This is a genomic window from Caballeronia sp. SEWSISQ10-4 2, from assembly GCF_030464885.1.
GTDB lineage: Bacteria > Pseudomonadota > Gammaproteobacteria > Burkholderiales > Burkholderiaceae > Caballeronia.
On record NZ_JALPRJ010000042.1, the window covers coordinates 43,107 to 58,412 of the forward strand.

16 protein-coding genes are annotated in these 15,306 nt (G+C 59.2%); 5 read left to right on the forward strand and 11 right to left on the reverse strand.

Annotated elements, in window-relative coordinates:
• Position 1 precedes the first annotated feature (1 nt).
• The gene (locus M0D69_RS26090; RefSeq protein WP_301784755.1) at positions 2–1,045 is read right to left on the reverse strand and encodes an LLM class flavin-dependent oxidoreductase; all 1,044 of its coding nucleotides are present in this window, start codon (positions 1,043–1,045) and stop codon (positions 2–4) included.
• 169 nt (positions 1,046–1,214) lie between these two features.
• Here M0D69_RS26090 and M0D69_RS26095 point away from each other — a divergent pair, with 169 nt between their 5' ends.
• The 4 genes from M0D69_RS26095 (at position 1,215) to M0D69_RS26110 (ending at position 3,592) form a co-directional block, all read left to right on the forward strand.
• Complete coding sequence (locus tag M0D69_RS26095) at positions 1,215–1,400, forward strand: hypothetical protein (RefSeq protein ID WP_301784756.1); 186 nt, start codon at positions 1,215–1,217, stop codon at positions 1,398–1,400.
• Positions 1,401–1,536: 136 nt separating this feature from the next.
• Positions 1,537–1,974: a YciI family protein gene (locus M0D69_RS26100; protein WP_301784757.1), complete on the forward strand. Its 438-nt coding sequence runs from the start codon at positions 1,537–1,539 to the stop codon at positions 1,972–1,974.
• Between the two features lie 359 nt (positions 1,975–2,333).
• Complete coding sequence (locus tag M0D69_RS26105) at positions 2,334–3,155, forward strand: hypothetical protein (protein ID WP_301784758.1); 822 nt, start codon at positions 2,334–2,336, stop codon at positions 3,153–3,155.
• The gene (locus M0D69_RS26110) at positions 3,152–3,592 is read left to right on the forward strand and encodes a hypothetical protein (protein WP_301784759.1); all 441 of its coding nucleotides are present in this window, start codon (positions 3,152–3,154) and stop codon (positions 3,590–3,592) included. The genes M0D69_RS26105 and M0D69_RS26110 overlap by 4 nt, the downstream gene beginning before the upstream one ends.
• A 67-nt stretch (positions 3,593–3,659) precedes the next feature.
• Here the strand turns inward: M0D69_RS26110 and M0D69_RS26115 are convergent, their stop codons facing one another.
• The 4 genes from M0D69_RS26115 to M0D69_RS26130 are packed head-to-tail and all read right to left on the reverse strand — an operon-like array spanning position 3,660 to position 8,560.
• The gene (locus M0D69_RS26115; protein ID WP_301784760.1) at positions 3,660–5,222 is read right to left on the reverse strand and encodes a DHA2 family efflux MFS transporter permease subunit; all 1,563 of its coding nucleotides are present in this window, start codon (positions 5,220–5,222) and stop codon (positions 3,660–3,662) included.
• Positions 5,223–5,281: 59 nt separating this feature from the next.
• Positions 5,282–6,550, reverse strand: coding sequence for an HlyD family efflux transporter periplasmic adaptor subunit (locus M0D69_RS26120; protein ID WP_301784761.1), 1,269 nt, complete (start codon positions 6,548–6,550; stop codon positions 5,282–5,284).
• 35 nt (positions 6,551–6,585) lie between these two features.
• Positions 6,586–8,067: an efflux transporter outer membrane subunit gene (locus tag M0D69_RS26125; RefSeq protein WP_301784762.1), complete on the reverse strand. Its 1,482-nt coding sequence runs from the start codon at positions 8,065–8,067 to the stop codon at positions 6,586–6,588.
• A 55-nt stretch (positions 8,068–8,122) separates the two neighbouring features.
• Positions 8,123–8,560, reverse strand: coding sequence for a MarR family winged helix-turn-helix transcriptional regulator (locus M0D69_RS26130; RefSeq protein WP_301784763.1), 438 nt, complete (start codon positions 8,558–8,560; stop codon positions 8,123–8,125).
• 179 nt (positions 8,561–8,739) lie between these two features.
• Here M0D69_RS26130 and M0D69_RS26135 point away from each other — a divergent pair, with 179 nt between their 5' ends.
• A complete protein-coding gene (locus M0D69_RS26135) occupies positions 8,740–10,182 on the forward strand; it encodes a PLP-dependent aminotransferase family protein (protein WP_301784764.1) in 1,443 nt (480 codons plus the stop codon).
• Positions 10,183–10,185: 3 nt separating this feature from the next.
• Here the strand turns inward: M0D69_RS26135 and M0D69_RS26140 are convergent, their stop codons facing one another.
• From M0D69_RS26140 to M0D69_RS26165, 6 genes are all read right to left on the reverse strand, one after another.
• Positions 10,186–10,992: a c-type cytochrome gene (locus tag M0D69_RS26140; protein WP_301784765.1), complete on the reverse strand. Its 807-nt coding sequence runs from the start codon at positions 10,990–10,992 to the stop codon at positions 10,186–10,188.
• Complete coding sequence (locus tag M0D69_RS26145; protein WP_301784766.1) at positions 10,989–12,617, reverse strand: b(o/a)3-type cytochrome-c oxidase subunit 1; 1,629 nt, start codon at positions 12,615–12,617, stop codon at positions 10,989–10,991. Before M0D69_RS26145 ends, M0D69_RS26140 begins: the two co-directional genes overlap by 4 nt.
• Positions 12,607–13,176, reverse strand: coding sequence for a cytochrome C oxidase subunit II (locus M0D69_RS26150; RefSeq protein ID WP_301784767.1), 570 nt, complete (start codon positions 13,174–13,176; stop codon positions 12,607–12,609). The genes M0D69_RS26145 and M0D69_RS26150 overlap by 11 nt, the downstream gene beginning before the upstream one ends.
• Positions 13,173–13,331, reverse strand: a complete 159-nt coding sequence (locus M0D69_RS26155) for a hypothetical protein (RefSeq protein WP_122179344.1) — start codon at positions 13,329–13,331, stop codon at positions 13,173–13,175. The genes M0D69_RS26150 and M0D69_RS26155 overlap by 4 nt, the downstream gene beginning before the upstream one ends.
• A 7-nt stretch (positions 13,332–13,338) precedes the next feature.
• Positions 13,339–14,526: a cytochrome c gene (locus M0D69_RS26160; protein WP_301784768.1), complete on the reverse strand. Its 1,188-nt coding sequence runs from the start codon at positions 14,524–14,526 to the stop codon at positions 13,339–13,341.
• A 62-nt stretch (positions 14,527–14,588) separates the two neighbouring features.
• Positions 14,589–15,272, reverse strand: coding sequence for a c-type cytochrome (locus M0D69_RS26165; protein WP_301784786.1), 684 nt, complete (start codon positions 15,270–15,272; stop codon positions 14,589–14,591).
• Positions 15,273–15,306: the final 34 nt, after the last annotated feature.

Consider the following 15,306-nt stretch of genomic DNA (forward strand, 5'->3'; position numbering starts at 1 on the left):
TTCAGCCTGCATCGAACGCGGGCATCACGTCCGATATGAACAGCTCCAGAGACCGGCGCTTGCGCTCGAAACTCATGTTGCTGTCTAGCCAGAAGCTGTATTGATCGAAGCCGAGTTCCTCATACTGTTTCAAGCGGCCGATGACATCGGCGGGCTGGCCGATCACCAGGCTCTTCCGAATCTGCTCCGGGGTGTATTGCGGGAACGACACTATGTCGGCTTCCGTCAGCCGTTCGATGAAACCCTGCTGCACCGGCCGCTCATTCTTGAACCACTTGCTGAAATAGCAATAGAAGCGGCTCAGGTCTTGCACGGCGGCATCGACTTCCGCAGCGTCCGCACCCACGAAGGTGTGCATCAGCATCATGATCTGCGGGCGCGGCACGTCGAGGTTCGCCTTGCAGGCCGCGTTGAAACGATCCATCAGGTTCACGACTTCGCCGTCCCCTGCTGCAAGCGATGTGACCTGCACATGGCAGCCGTTCCTCACCGCGAACTCGTGCGAGTTGGGGTCGCGCGCGGCCAGCCACATCGGCGGATTGGGCTGCTGGACCGGGCGCGGTACCGGCGTGGTCGAAGGCCACGACCAGAACTCGCCCTCATGCGCGTAGTCACCCTTGAACAATTGCCGCAACGCGGGTACGAGTTCGCGCATCCGTGCGCCCGCGCCGAACGCGTCCAGCCCCGGCAACAGACGTTCGTACTCGAAGGAATACGCACCGCGCGCAATGCCGAGATCGAGGCGCCCGTTGCTCGCGACGTCGACCATGCCGGCTTCCCCCGCGAGGCGGATCGGATGCCAGAACGGCGCGATCACGGTGCCGGTCCCCAGGCGAATACGTTCGGTGCGCGCAGCCAGGTACGAAAGGTTGATGAAGGGGTTCGGTGCGATCGTGAATTCCATCGCGTGGTGCTCGCCGACCCACGCGGTTTCGAAGCCGCCCTTTTCCGCAATCTGAACGAGCTCGGTGAGTTCGTCGAAGAGCTGCCGGTGCGGCGTCTGCGCGTCGTACCGTTCCATATGGAGAAACAACGAGAATTTCATGATCGGCCCATGTGCTGGAAATCAGTCCGTCTTGCTGCGAGCGCGATGAACAAAGCGCCCCGCTTCGTGTCGACCGCTGGAACGTTGCGGCTGGTATTACGGTATTCCATCGAATTGCGCAAATCAAGCGTTTCAATATTATGGTATTCCATAATATTGAAACGCACGGATGAACGGATTTGGCGTGGATGAGAACGGCGTGGAGGAGCGCAAGATTGCGCGGCAGTGCCGCTGCTTCGCCATCGTCGATATCCTCTCGACCAGCGTCGCATTGCGCAAAGGCGATGCCCACACGCTCGCCGTGCTGGACATGAAAAAGCGTCTGGCCGACATGCGTTCTACCGGTGTTATTTGAACTGCGCACGTGAAATCTTTTGAAGCCGCTGTCGATTCCCCGTGTCCCGATTCGTCGTAGTATCAGAGCCGCCTGTCGGTCCTGAATCGACTTCGGAGCCGCGCGGCTCCAACAACCCACTCAAGGAGAAACGACAATGCGCGTCATGGTAATGGTAAAGGCTACGAACGAATCAGAGGCCGGCAAAATGCCCAGTACGGAGCTGCTTACAGCAATGGGCAACTTCAATGAAGAACTCGTCAAGGCAGGCGTCATGCTCGCGGGTGAGGGCTTGCACCCGAGCAGCAGGGGCAAACGGGTGCGCTTCTCGGGCAGCCAGCGGACAGTAATCGATGGACCGTTCGCGGAGACCAAGGAACTCGTTGCCGGGTTCTGGCTGTGGGAAGTCAAGTCGATGGAAGAAGCGGTCGAATGGGTCAGGCGCTGTCCCAACCCCATGGAAGGTGAGTCCGAAATCGAAATTCGCCGGGTGTACGAGGCCGCCGATTTCGGCGCTGAATTCACACCGGAATTGCAGGCCCAGGAGGAGCGCCTGCGCGCGGAGGCCGAAGGCAAGTTGAACAAGCCGCGGTGACATAAATGCGCCAAGGTGCACGCACGATGCCTTGGCGCCTTCGGTCATCCAGGCCCGCGCTGGATCCAGGGCTCAAATAAAACCCTCCCTGACACAAGCCTGACAAGATAGGCGAAGGCCTGGAGGTCCTCGCCCCTCTCCGTACAAGCTCCTATCTCCTGAAGAATTCCTGGCCGTTGCAGCGAGCGTGTTTTCGCGCTCGATTGGTCGAGTTTTGGCTTACTATTTGGCTCACCAAGATACGAGTGATCTGTTGCCGCCCAGAGGAGTGGGTCCGCATGGACGAATCGCGCATTTGAGCTTATAACGTGATCGATGACGGCATTGCAGCGCCCCACCGGAGCGACATGATAATGAGCATGCTTTCGTTGCACCTCTCCGAAATGCTCGCTGCGCCCAGACGATTTTTTGCCTGGCTTCATCCGGTCATGCTTGCCTGCGCGACAAGCGTTTTGCTGTCGGCATGTCAATCGCCCTCGCCTCCTGCGCCGACCGCTGCTGCACCTCAGCCGGCGCCGACTGCAGCCGCCAAGGGAGCCGATGACCCGGGACAACTCGACGCCGAAGTAAAGATCAACAAGTTTCCCGTCCCTGTGCCTCCACCCTCGGCAGAGACGCCACCACTCAGTCTGAAGTTCGTGGCGGGACAGGGGAAACATCCGATTACGTTTGGCGACGTAGAAGATTCCCTGAGCGACCTGATCAACGCCGCCGGTTATGACTGGCGTCAGTTCTACGACTATCCCGGCGGCTTCGCCATGGTCACGCGCGTAGAACAGACCAGGCCCGACTGGACGCCTATGCCCTCGCCGGCCAGGTGGGCGGTCAACGTAGGAGCGATCAAAAGCTGGTCGATAGGCGAGGTCATCCGACGTTTCTCTTCCGCGCCCAGCGGCTACTATCAGGTCATCGTATTCGTCGTGACGGACCAGCCGGTGGTGACCGCTGCGCAGCAGGCAACGTATGCGGACCTGACCAGCAAGTTACCGCCTGGCGCCGATCGGCTGCCGCAAGGAATTTCCAGCCGGACTGCGAGCAAGGACACAAAGTGCACGGTGCTGATCTACGAGTTCAAAAAGTCCGACGGTCAGGACGCGGCCGTGATCGTGCCGGGCAGTCTTGACGCGCGGGATCATCTTCAGCGTACAGCGCTTTGGCCCGGACTGGCGGGTACGCAATGAGCTACAAGACCTGCCAAAACTGGCTGGCCAGTGTCTGGGTCGCCTTCTTTATTCTGCAGGTCGGCCTGCTGGTGCTGCGCTCGGTCGTAGGCGCCGCCGATAGCGACGAGAGCAGGAAGCTGACATCGGAGATGTGGAGTTGGTACATCCCGATGGTGATGCCGACCTTGAGCATCATCGTGGCAGCGTTATACGCGGCAGCGCCAGCGGCAAGGCAGGAGATGCCGACGCCAGTGATTCGGCTCGTCATACTCATTGTGTTGTCGCTGGCTTATTTACTGTCGCTCTCCACACTGATCGTGCTGCCGCCCAGCCTAGGAACATCGCCGAAAGAACATCTGGATCTGCTCCACAGTTCAAACTACTGGCTGGGTGCTTTTCAGCTATGCATAGGTGCGTCTTTAGGTAACTTCTTTCCTAAAAAGTCGGGCGACTAGAGCCATCTGTTTCATTCTTGCTGCTTACGCCGAACTTTACTAATCGCCGATCCGATCGACTCAAACCCTAGTGACCGCCTGCTCCCGCAGCCGCTGCGCTACCGTCCTTGCCCGGCTTTGTCAGCCAGATCAGCGGAATGATCGCGATGAAAATCACCGCCGAGAGCCAGAAGATATCGTTCAATCCGAGCATGGCGGCTTGTGTATTAAGCGAGGATTCGAAGAACGCCATCGCTTGCGACACACTGCCACCAAGCGTGTTCTGCATTGCATCGATGCTCGCGACAAAGTTCGGATTATTGACGCTGGTTTGCTCGGCCAGTTGTGCATGATGCAGGATCGTCCGATCGTTCCAGCCGGTACTCACCAACGACGTTCCAACAGCACCCGCAAAGACCCGGGAGAAATTTGAAAGCCCTGCAGCGGCAGGAATCTTGTCCCCCGGCAAGCCCGACAGAATGATCGCCGTAAGCGGAACAAAAAACAGCGCGGTAGGAATCCCTTGCAGCAAGGTCGGAACGACCAGGGTCCATGTATCGACGCCTGTCGTGTAAAACGACCGCATGAAAAACACACCGGCAAAACCGAGAAAGGCCAGCGTGGCAAGCACGCGCGCATCGCTCTTCGGCATGATCCTCGCCATCACCGGCGCAAGCAGCACGGCAAAAATACCCAGTGGCGCGGTAGCAAGACCGGCATCGACGGAACGGTAGTTCAGGTACTGCTGCATCCACTGCGGCAAGATGACGAGGTTCGAAAAGAAGACCGCATAAGCGACTGAAATCGCGACGGTCCCACCCAGGAAATTACGTCCTTTGAAGAGCCGGAGGTCGATGATCGGATTCTTTTCAGTCAACTCCCAGATCATGAAGAACACGAAGCTGATCAACGCAAAAATCCCCAGCGCGACGATCACCGGCGACGTGAACCAGTCGAGGTCCTTGCCTTTATCGAGCATGATCTGCAACGAACCGACCCACGCGATCAATGAGATCAAACCCACTTTGTCGATGGGAATCCGCTTCACCGGCGTTTCGCGCGTCCGGTAGATCGCCCACGTCACGCCGGCGGCAAACAGGCCGACAGGAATGTTGATATAGAAGATCCACGACCACGAGTAGCTATCGGTGATCCAGCCGCCCAGCGCCGGTCCGACGATCGGGCCGACCGTCGCAGTCATGGCCCACAACGCCAGCGCATGCGAGCTCTTTTCCTTCGGATAAGAACCGAGCAGGATTGCTTGCGACAGCGGGATCAACGGGCCCGCAACCGCGCCTTGCAGAATTCGCGCGCCGAGCAGCACGGGAAGATTCGGCGCAATGCCGCAGAGCCACGAAGACAACACGAACAACAAGATCGCCCACACGAACAGCTTGACCTGCCCGATGCGTTGCGTGAGCCAGCCAGTCAGCGGAATCGAAATGGCGTTGGCTGCGGCGAACAGGGTGATGACCCACGTCCCTTCATCGACCGAGACGCCCATGTTGCCGGAGATGGTCGGGATCGCAACGTTCGCAATCGATGAATCCAGCACGTTCATGAAGGTGGCAAGCGCAACGGCAAGCGTGGCAAGCGCCAGCTTCCCGCCAGTGAGCGGCGCGAGCGCGCCGGATTGAGACGACGTATTCATGGCTGCTCCCAAGGACACTCTAAATCTGACTTATCAGATATATGGTTAAAAAAATGCGCTTACCCGGCGCGATTAGGTTGAGCCTGATCGCGCTTCGCCATGGTCTTGGGAGCAGCTGCCGGAACTAACGGCATGTTGTCGGCAATCACCTTCGCAATCTCCGCATCGGCTTGTGCACCGTATTGCTCGAATACATCCGTCCGATACGACGTGTTGGTCGCAGCGGCCAGTTCCGTACCGGATTCGTCGCGTGTTTCGACTTCGACGTCCATCGACAAGCCGATGCGCAACGGATGCTGTTGAAGCTCACGCGGGTCGAGCTGGATGCGTGCGGGCAAGCGTTGCACGACCTTGATCCAGTTGCCTGTCGCGTTCTGTGCAGGCAGCACCGCAAACGCACTGCCCGTGCCTGCGGAAAAGCCCACCACGCGGCCGTGATACTTGACGCTCGATCCGTACACGTCAGCCGTCAACGTGACCGGCTGACCGATGCGCATGCGCCTCAGTTGCCCTTCCTTGAAGTTGGCGTCGACCCAGACGCCGTCGAGCGGCACGATCGCCATCAGCGGCGTGCCCGGGGCGATACGCTGGCCGACTTGTACCGAACGGCGAGCGACGTAGCCCGTGACCGGCGCGGGCAAGGTGTTGCGGGCGTAGCTTAGATAAGCATCCCGAACCTTGCTCGCCGCGGCCTGCACATTCGGATGTTGTTCGATGGAGGTACGGTCGGTCAGCACGTGGTTCGCTTCGGCTTGCTGGCGTACGGCGTCGAGTGCGGCTTGCGCGCTTTTGAGGGCATCGCGGGCATGCGACACGTCTTCCGCCGATACCGCCCCGGTGTTTTCCACAGCCTGACGACGTTGCAGATCCGAGTTGGCGCGGGCGAGATCCGACTCGCGTTGCGCGATGCTCGCTGCATAAAAGTCATTGTTCACGTAGAGGCTGCTCACTTGCCGCACGGTCTGGCCGAGCGTGGCTTCCGCATTGCCAAGCGCAACTTTTGCATCGGCTGAATCCAGCGTGACGACCGGGTCGCCGGCCTTGACGATCTGCGTATCGTCGGCGTTCACCGCGACAACCGTACCGCTGACTTGCGGCGTGAGTTGCACGAGATTGCCACTGACGTAGGCGTCGTCCGTCGACTGGTAGAAGCGTGCATCGGTGTAGTAATACGCACCGTAGCCTACGGCCGAGATGACAATTGCTGCACCAAGCAAGGAAAGCAGCAGCTTGCGTTTCGTGCGCGGTGCGGTCTCCTGGGGTAAAGCACCCTTGGCCGTTTCGTTTGAATCCGCTGTCGCGCGGCCGGACTGAATGGTATCGCTCATTTCAACTTCTCCTGACGGGTCCGTGAAATGCCGGCTTAGCGCGCGGCAACAGTTTGTGAAGACGAAGGGGTGCTTGTGTCGGTATAGCCACCGCCGAGTGCCGCGGCGAGTGCGATCTGCTGGTCACGACGGTTCATTTTCAGATCGACCACGGCCTGGTCCGCCGACAACGCATTCATGTCGGCGTTGAGTACCGTCAGCTGATTCGTGAGGCCGCCCTTGTACTGGACGATTGCTAGTTCATCGGCACGATGCGCGGCTTCCTGCGCAGTTTCTGCATCGACGAGTTGTGCATCCGCCGAACGGATCTGCGCGAGCTGCCTGGCGACATCGCTTAGTGCGGTGACGAGTGTCTGGTTATAGGTCGCAACGGCATAGTCGAAATCGGCATAACGGCCCTTGAGCTGGGCGCGCAATGCGCCGGCGTCGAAGATCGGCAAGTGGATCGCCGGACCGGCCGTTGCGGTTCTGCTTGCTGCCGTCAGGAAACGGCCAAAGCCGAATGCATCCAGGCCAATCGCGGCGCTCAGATTGATGTCGGGATAAAACTCGGCCTTCGCTTCCTTCACGTCATGCGTGAGGGCGTCCACACGCCAGCGCGCGGCGACCAGATCGGGCCGGCGGCTGATGAGATCGGCGGGCAGGTTATCGGGGAGCAGCACCTGATCTCCCACACCCAGCGCCGGGCGTTGAATCGTCAAGCCGCGATCCGGTCCTGCGCCAAGCAACGCGGCGATTTGATAGCGCGTCGTGAGAATCTGGCCATCGAGAGCAGTCAACGATGCATGACTTGTTGCAACGTTCGCCTGCGCGGTCTTGCGCTCCACTTCAGTGTCCAGCCCGGTCGCAATCCGACCCGCCGCAATGCGTTCGATCTGATCGCGTTGCGCGACTTCCTTAACAGCGATGTCACGTTGATCGTACAAACGAGCAAGCTGGTTATAAGCGCGAGCAATCGATGTGGTCAGCGTCAGCTTCACGACTTCAGCATCCGCTTCGCTTGCCTGCGTTTGAGACACCGCCGCCTTCAGCGCTTCACGATTCTTGCCCCACAAGTCGAGGTCGTACGAAGCGGAAACCAGCAGCTTGTTTTCGGTCTGCCACGAACCCGCATACGGCGGCGGCACGGACGCGGTGCCGGAATACTGCTGGCGGGTCATCGAATAATCCGCGCCAACCTTCGGCATTGTGTTGGCCTTCGCCGTTTCGCTATAAGCATTGGCCGAAGCAACCCGGGCACGTGCCTGATCGAGCGACGGGCTGCTCTTCAGCGCTTCGGCAAGCAGCGCCTTCAACTGCGCGTCGCCAAATTGATCGGCCCAACCGGCCGCCGGCCAATGGCCGCTTTCCGACGGAATGCTTTGCGTCGTCTCATACGACTCCGGTTGCGCCATGTGCTGGTCGCTGTGAATGCCCGAGTAATTCGCGCACGCCGACAGCACCGCGGCAAACATCACCGATACGCCCAGGGCCGATACTCTCGACCCGATCGATCTTTGGTTTAACTGTGATTTCATTTTCTGACTCATCAGATAATTGGAGAAAAAAAATCGGCGCACTTACTCGGCTCATTTACTCATCAAGAAATTTACGAAGCAGGCGGCGAAACTCTTCGAACTCGGCTTTGTTGAAATGCTTCAAGTGTGCGTTCAACACATCCGGTGCGACCTCCGGAATTTGGGCGGCGACTTCCTCACCCTTTTCCGTCAACGCCAGATTGACGACACGGCGATCTTCAAGGCTGCGCGAGCGTTGCAGCAACTCCTTCGCCTCCAGCTTGTCGAGCATGCGTGTCATCAGACCGGTATCGATCCCCAACACTTTCGACAGCTCGAACGGCGTTGCAGCAAGACCGAGCGTGAGCGCCATCAAAATACCCATCTGCTGACTGGAGATATCCAGTTCCTTCAGCGCCGCATCCATCTCGACTATCAGGATGTTGCGCGCTTTGTTGATCATGAAACCGATGCTTTGGGTCAGACGAAAATTGTCCTTGCTGTAGTGATTCATCGTTGCCTCCGTTGATGAAAAACATATTATTTGATAAGTCAGATATTGTCAAGATAGATTTATCGCAATCGATCACAGCGTTAGGAAAATGTAAAAAATCGGGCTTGGTGACGCCGGACCATCGGCCTCACTGGTATGTCAAAATCGATCGATTGATCTCATTCGAGGATACCGCTGCAATGGAAATTCATGTGACCATTCACGGCCGCGACGACTTGAGCGGACAGATCTACCGGCAGTTGCGCAGCGGTATTGTCGAAGGGCGGCTGGCAGCGGGCGAACGCCTGCCCTCCACCCGCGACCTCGCCACCCAACTCGGCGTCTCGCGCAAAACGACGCTTGATGTCTTCGAACGCCTCACTACCGAAGGCTATCTTCGTTCGCGTCCCGGCGACGGCACGTTCGTGGCCGTTGGATTAACCCGCGTTCCAACCCATCCCGCCGATGCAATGAAACATCAGGCGAGGACGCAAGCCATCTGGTCATCAATGCCTGTGCAGCTTTCCATGCCCAGACACGGCACCCCGTACCCGCTTGATTTTATGGGCGGCGTGACCGACAAGCGCCTGTTCCCCTTCGACACCTGGCGTCGCTGCATCAATCACGCGGTGCGACTGCAGGCGCGAGGACGCGGCCAATATCACGATCCGGCCGGCGAACAGGAAATGCGTCTTGCCGTATCGCGTTATCTGTCGTTTAGCCGCGCCGTGGTGAGCAACTGGCAAGACGTGATCGTCACGCATGGTGCACAGCAGGCAATCGATCTCATCGCGCGCGTGGTGCTGCGTCCCGGCGATGTAGTCGCAGTCGAGGAGCCGGGTTATCCGCCGGCGCGCGCGGCGTTCGTGGCGGCCGGCGCCAAGATAACCGGCGTGCCCGTCGATGAACAAGGTTTGATCGTCGAGCAATTGCCCAAGAAGGCCCGGCTTGTCTACGTGACGCCGTCGCATCAGTTTCCGCTTGGCATGCCAATGAGTCTCGAGCGCCGCGTCGCGTTGCTTGAATGGGCGCAGCGTCAGGGCGCGGTCATCATTGAAGACGACTACGACGGAGAGTTCCGCTTCGAAGGCCGCCCTATGGAACCGCTCAAGAGCCTGGACCGTGCGGGTCTGGTGACGTACGTCGGCACGTTCTCAAAGACGATCTTTCCCGAGCTGCGGGTAGGTTATGTCGTGCCGCCGTTGTCGCTGAACGAATCGATACAAAAGGCCAAGCAGATCAGTGACTGGCATACCTGCTCGTTAACGCAAACGGCGCTGGCGAAATTCATGCTCGATGGCGACTTCGCCAAGCATCTGCGACGCATGCACAAGCATTACGAGGATCGGCGTAAGACACTTGCCACGCACCTGCAAAACGAACTCGCTGAATGGTTCGAACCGAGAATTCCCGCTGCGGGAATTCACATGACAGCGTGGCTAAAGGGATCGTTGAAGGAGAAACATCTGACCGGCGGCGCTATGGATCCGTCCATCGGCTTGTACGGCATCTCCGCGTTCTATATGAATCGGCCCGCGCAGGAAGGGCTGATTTTCGGCTATGGCGGGATCGAGTCGAACGACATCGAAAGTGCGATGAAGAAACTCAAGACACGCTTGTCCAGGATGACGTTCGCCAAATAAGCGTTACGGTTGCGCCCCGGCATAGTAGGTCGCCGCAGCGTCGATTTCTTCCGGCGTCATGTTGCGTGCAACGTTGCGCATCTGCTCGCTGATATCGTTATGACGCGTGCCGTTCGCGAACGCCTGCAATTGCCCTCTTGTGTACGCTGCGGGCATTCCCTCGAGCCACGGGCTCCCCGCTTTATGATCGATGCCGCCATGGCACGATGCGCAGGACGCAATGTTTCGCATCGGCGCACCGTGGGACACAATGTCGGGCGCAGGCATGGACGAAGACGCGCTGGTACGCACCGCCACCGGCCTCGGCAGATAAGCGTAGTACGCGGAGAGGTCGCGCATGTCCTGGTCGCTCAGGTTCGATGCCATCGGCGACATCACCGCGTTGCGGCGCGCGCCCGACTGAAAGTCGGCCAACTGCTTGTAGACCACAGAGGCATATTGGCCCGCGAGATTCGGCGAGTTGGCGTCGCTTATGCCACGCACGCCATGACACATCGTGCAGCGCAGGGACAAGGTCGCTCCACGACCGATCAACGTGCTGCCCGAGTCGGCCAGCAGTTGCGGCGTCATGGCGACCGCGCTGGTTTGCACCAGCGGCACAGGTGTGGCCGACGAAGCGCGCAACCATTGTTGCGGTACGCCCGCTGCGCTGCAAATCGCATTCCAGATGCCCTGGAAGGGTTGATCGCTTTGCGCCGACGGCAACCATATGAACCCCACGGCCGCCGAGAACACGACGAGCGCAAGCATGCCGCCGACCGTGACCGTGAACCACCGGTTACGTAACGAGAATAGGCGTTCATCGCTCATCGTTGGGGCCCTCCAATCGGAATCGCGGGAACGGACGTATCGGAGCGCAATAACAGCGAAGCGACCGGATAGCCATAGTTGAAGAGCGTGAGGCCAATCATCAACGCAAGCCACAAGCCAAAGCTGTTCAACGCGACCGGGATGGTCTTCGATTCATGCACCGCCGTGCTGAACCGGTACTCCTCAAGCACCACATGCGGTGCACGGTGCGCCCGAATCAGCACGACGAAGAACATCACTGCAGAGATCACGAGAATGACGCCGCCGATGGTCGAAATAATCACTGATACCGCCTGCTCCGCAATCTCCGGGTCTGTGTAGTCGTAGAAGGCCATTCGTCGCGGCATGCCGAGAATGCCGGCGAAATGCCACGGGAACGTCAGAACGATCATGCCGATGAACCACAGCCACAACTGCTGGCGCATCAGCTTGAATTGCGTCATGGCGCGGCCGGTGAGATGCGGCCAGAGATCATAGGCGATCGCGAAATACATGATGACGATCGCGCCCGCGAAGATCAGGTGAAAGTGGCCCGTGATCCACTGCGTATTGTGGATAGTCGAGTCGAGCTGGTAGCTCATGTTGATGATGCCGCCCGCACCGCCGAAGCCGAGCATCACGAACGAAAACGCGAGCGCAAGCATCAACGGATTATCCCAGGGCAACGCTTTGATCCAGCCGAAGCTGCCCCTGCCGCCTCGCAAACGCGCCGCAATTTCAACCGATGCACAGATGGTGAACACGGTCAGCAAGGTCGGCACTGCGACCAGCGCCGTGAACACCGAATGCATGAACTTGAAGCCCGAGCCAACTTGCGGATCGGCGAACAGATGGTGAATGCCGATCGGCATCGAGACCACCAGGAACAGGATGAACGAGATGCGCGCCATCGAATCGCTGTACAGACGGCCGCCGATCGCGCGCGGAAGGATCGTGTAATACGCTATGTAAGCCGGCATCAGCCAGAAATAGACGATCGCGTGAAGCGACCACGAGAAGAACACACGAGCGAGACCGGCGTCGATCGTCGTCTTGAAGCCAAGCGCCACAGGCAGAATCTGGAACAGGATCTCGATGGCCGCACCGACCGCTGTCCAGCCCCATAAATATGCTCCTGCCACGCTGGCGAACATGGCCAGAGGCACCGGCACGCCCCGATGCTCGCGTTTCCACGCGGCCAGGTTGATCGACATCAGCGCTACCCAGATCCATGATCCGACCACTACCAGGACGATGCCGATGTAATAGAACGCATTGCCGATCATCGGCGGGTAGAAGGTGTACAGGACCGAGGCGAGGCCCATTGCGACGGGGACCATCGCAGTGACCGTGCCGAGCGCCACGAGAATGAAACCGGCCCACGCCCAGCGCACGCCGATCAGCGGTTTCTTCAGTGCCAGTTCGGTGACCGCGTAACCAAAGCCCATTGCGATCAACGTGGGGAACACGTAGGCCATTGCCGAGCCGTGCGCCGTTACCGAGCGATAGTAGAGCTCCGGATTCTGCAGCCACGGATGCAACGGACTGCGCACCCACATTTGCCACGCGCCGAGCAGCAGCGCGCCGCCGAAGGTGATGAAACCCAGCCAGAAATGCGCGAGAACGAGTCGCTTGCTATTTAACACAGCTGAGTCTCCGCGAACCGTTAGCGTTTGCCATCTTGAGGAAAGCCGTTTTGTCGATCACCTTGACGTGCGCCCACATGCCTTGATGCCCCGTGCCGCAAAACTCGTGGCATGGCATCAGGTGCTCCGCGGGCTGCGTGAAGGTGGTCTTGAAGGTGGAGATATAACCGGGCTCGAGCATCGAATTGATATTCGTGTTCGTGATGAGGAACCCGTGCACGACATCCGCGCTGGTGGCGCGGAATGTGATGGGCGTATCGGTTGGAATGAGCAGGCATTGCGGCGTGAACGAGTACTGCTGCGCGACGATCCGCACCGTCACCGAGCCGTCCACTTCAACTGCACTACCCAGGTTGCTCTCAATGAATTCACCGCTCACGTTAAGCGTCTCAGGCCGCACGGTCTCCACGCGGGACGGCGGCATCATCGCCCAATGCAGTCCGGTAAAGATCGTCATGGCGACGAGCACGCAAAGAATGCCGATGACAAGAACTGCCCACTTGCGCTCGATGCGCGCGGCAATGTCGGCAGATGCATGCGACGGGTGTTCAGTGCTCATTGGATAACGCCGCGGGGTAAGAAGACCAGGAAGTAGAACGCAAACCACAAGCCGATCACAATGGCGGTAGCCACTCCGGCTAGCGCAATGGCGCCCTGCGGACCGTCTCGCACGATCTCGTCGACGGCAGCATCTTCATTCTCAGAATCAGTCATGACGTCCTCAATAAAGTGGGGCTGAGCGCAACGCGTTGACTTCTTTTACGCTAACCGGCGTGCCGTGATTGCCCCAGGCCGTGCGGATATACGTAACGACCGCCGCAACCTCGACATCGGACAGCGATTGAGCAAACGGCGGCATGCCGTAGGGCATCGGGTTCTTCTTCGTGCCGGGCGCGTAACCACCGTTCAGCACCATGCGGATCGGATTCACAGACGACGTCATCTGGATCGACTGGTTGTTCGCGAGAGGCGGGAAATGCGGTAGCTTGCCCTGCCCTTGCGACGCATGACACAGCGCACATTGGGCGTCATAGATCTTCTTGCCTAGCGGTGAAAGACTGTTCTTTTGTTCGGCGACAGCCTCGGTTGCCGGTACGACCTTTTCTCCGGCACGCGCGGGCAAGGTCTTCAGGTACACCGCCACCGCGCGAATGTCTTCATCAGACAAATACTGGAAACTGTCGTACACGACCTCGGCCATGGGCCCATACACTGCGCCCCGGTTCGATACGCCCGACTGCAGCAGGTCCGATATGTCCTCGATGCTCCAGTCGCCCAGCCCTGCTTCCTTATTCGACGTCAACGAAGGCGCATACCAGTTCTGCACGGGAATCAGCCCGCCTTCGAAACGCTTGGACGCTGAATTGCCGCCTAGCGCGTTGATCGCGGTATGGCACATCGTGCAATGGCCGAGCCCTTCGACCAGATAAGCGCCGCGATTCCATTCGACGGATTGCGTGGTATCCGGCTGGTATTCGCCAGGCTTCATGTACAACATGCGCCACCCGTACAGCAATGAGCGCTGGTTGAACGGAAACCGCAATTCGTGCGCTCGATTAGGCTGATGAATGGGTGGCGTCGACAACAGGTAGGCATAGATGGCGTCGGAGTCGTCGCGCGTGACCTTGGTATAAGAGGCGAACGGCATGGCGGGATAAAGCAACTCGCCGTCGCGCGACTTGCCGGTGTGCATCATGGTGTAGAACTCGGCCGAGGTCCACTTGCCGATGCCGGTCTCCTTATCCGATGAAATGTTCGGCGTATAGAGCGTGCCGAATGGTGTTTCCATCGGTCGGCCGCCACCGAATAATTTGCCGGCCGGCACCGTGTGGCACGCGATGCAATCGCCGGCGCGAGCGAGGTATTCGCCGCGGGCAATCACTGAAGGATCGGCGGCTCGTGCATTCATCGTCACGATACAAGCGCAAAAAAGCATTAGGGTGCGGAAACTGAACACGTCTATTTCCTCGCCTAGTGATTAGGAACAGTGCCGCAAGCCAGCGGCATCTTGAGTGACCCTGCCGCCACCGGCACCGGATTCTCCGGCGCGGGTAACGAAGCCAGATACGCCCCGATAGCCGTGATGTCGCGGTCGGCTAGCTTGGTGGCGATGTCATGCATGCAGTCGGGCGCAAGCGTTGTGCGCGTGCCGTAACGCCATGCGCCCAACTGCGCGCTGATGTAGTCGGAGTGCAAGCCCAGCAAGCCCGGAATCGCCGGCTCCATGCCGGTCAGGGCTGCACCGTGACAGGCAACGCATGCGGGAATCTTGCGCGACGCAGTGCCGCTATTCACTAAGGTCTTACCTAGCGCAAGCGTCGCTGCATCGGCGGTGATGGGTGACGGTGCGGGAAATGGCGGATGCTCGGCTGCAAAGTACTCGGCAATTTTCAGCAGATACGGATCCGGGAGATACGCCAATAAATAGTTCATTGGCGGGTACTTGCGACGACCGTCCCTGAAGGCCAGCAACTGGTTGTAGAGATAACCCGCGGGTTTGCCTGAGAGCCTTGGGTAATAGTCGTTGCTCGTGCCTTCACCTTGCGCGCCATGGCAAGCCGCGCAACCAAGCACGCGTGCCTGCATGGTGTCAGGTGCCTTCTCGGCCTGCGCCTCGCCAGCGGCGAATGCATCCAGGCTTGAAACCGCGAGCAGCACTAGTGTGATGACGACGCTGCGTATGCCCACC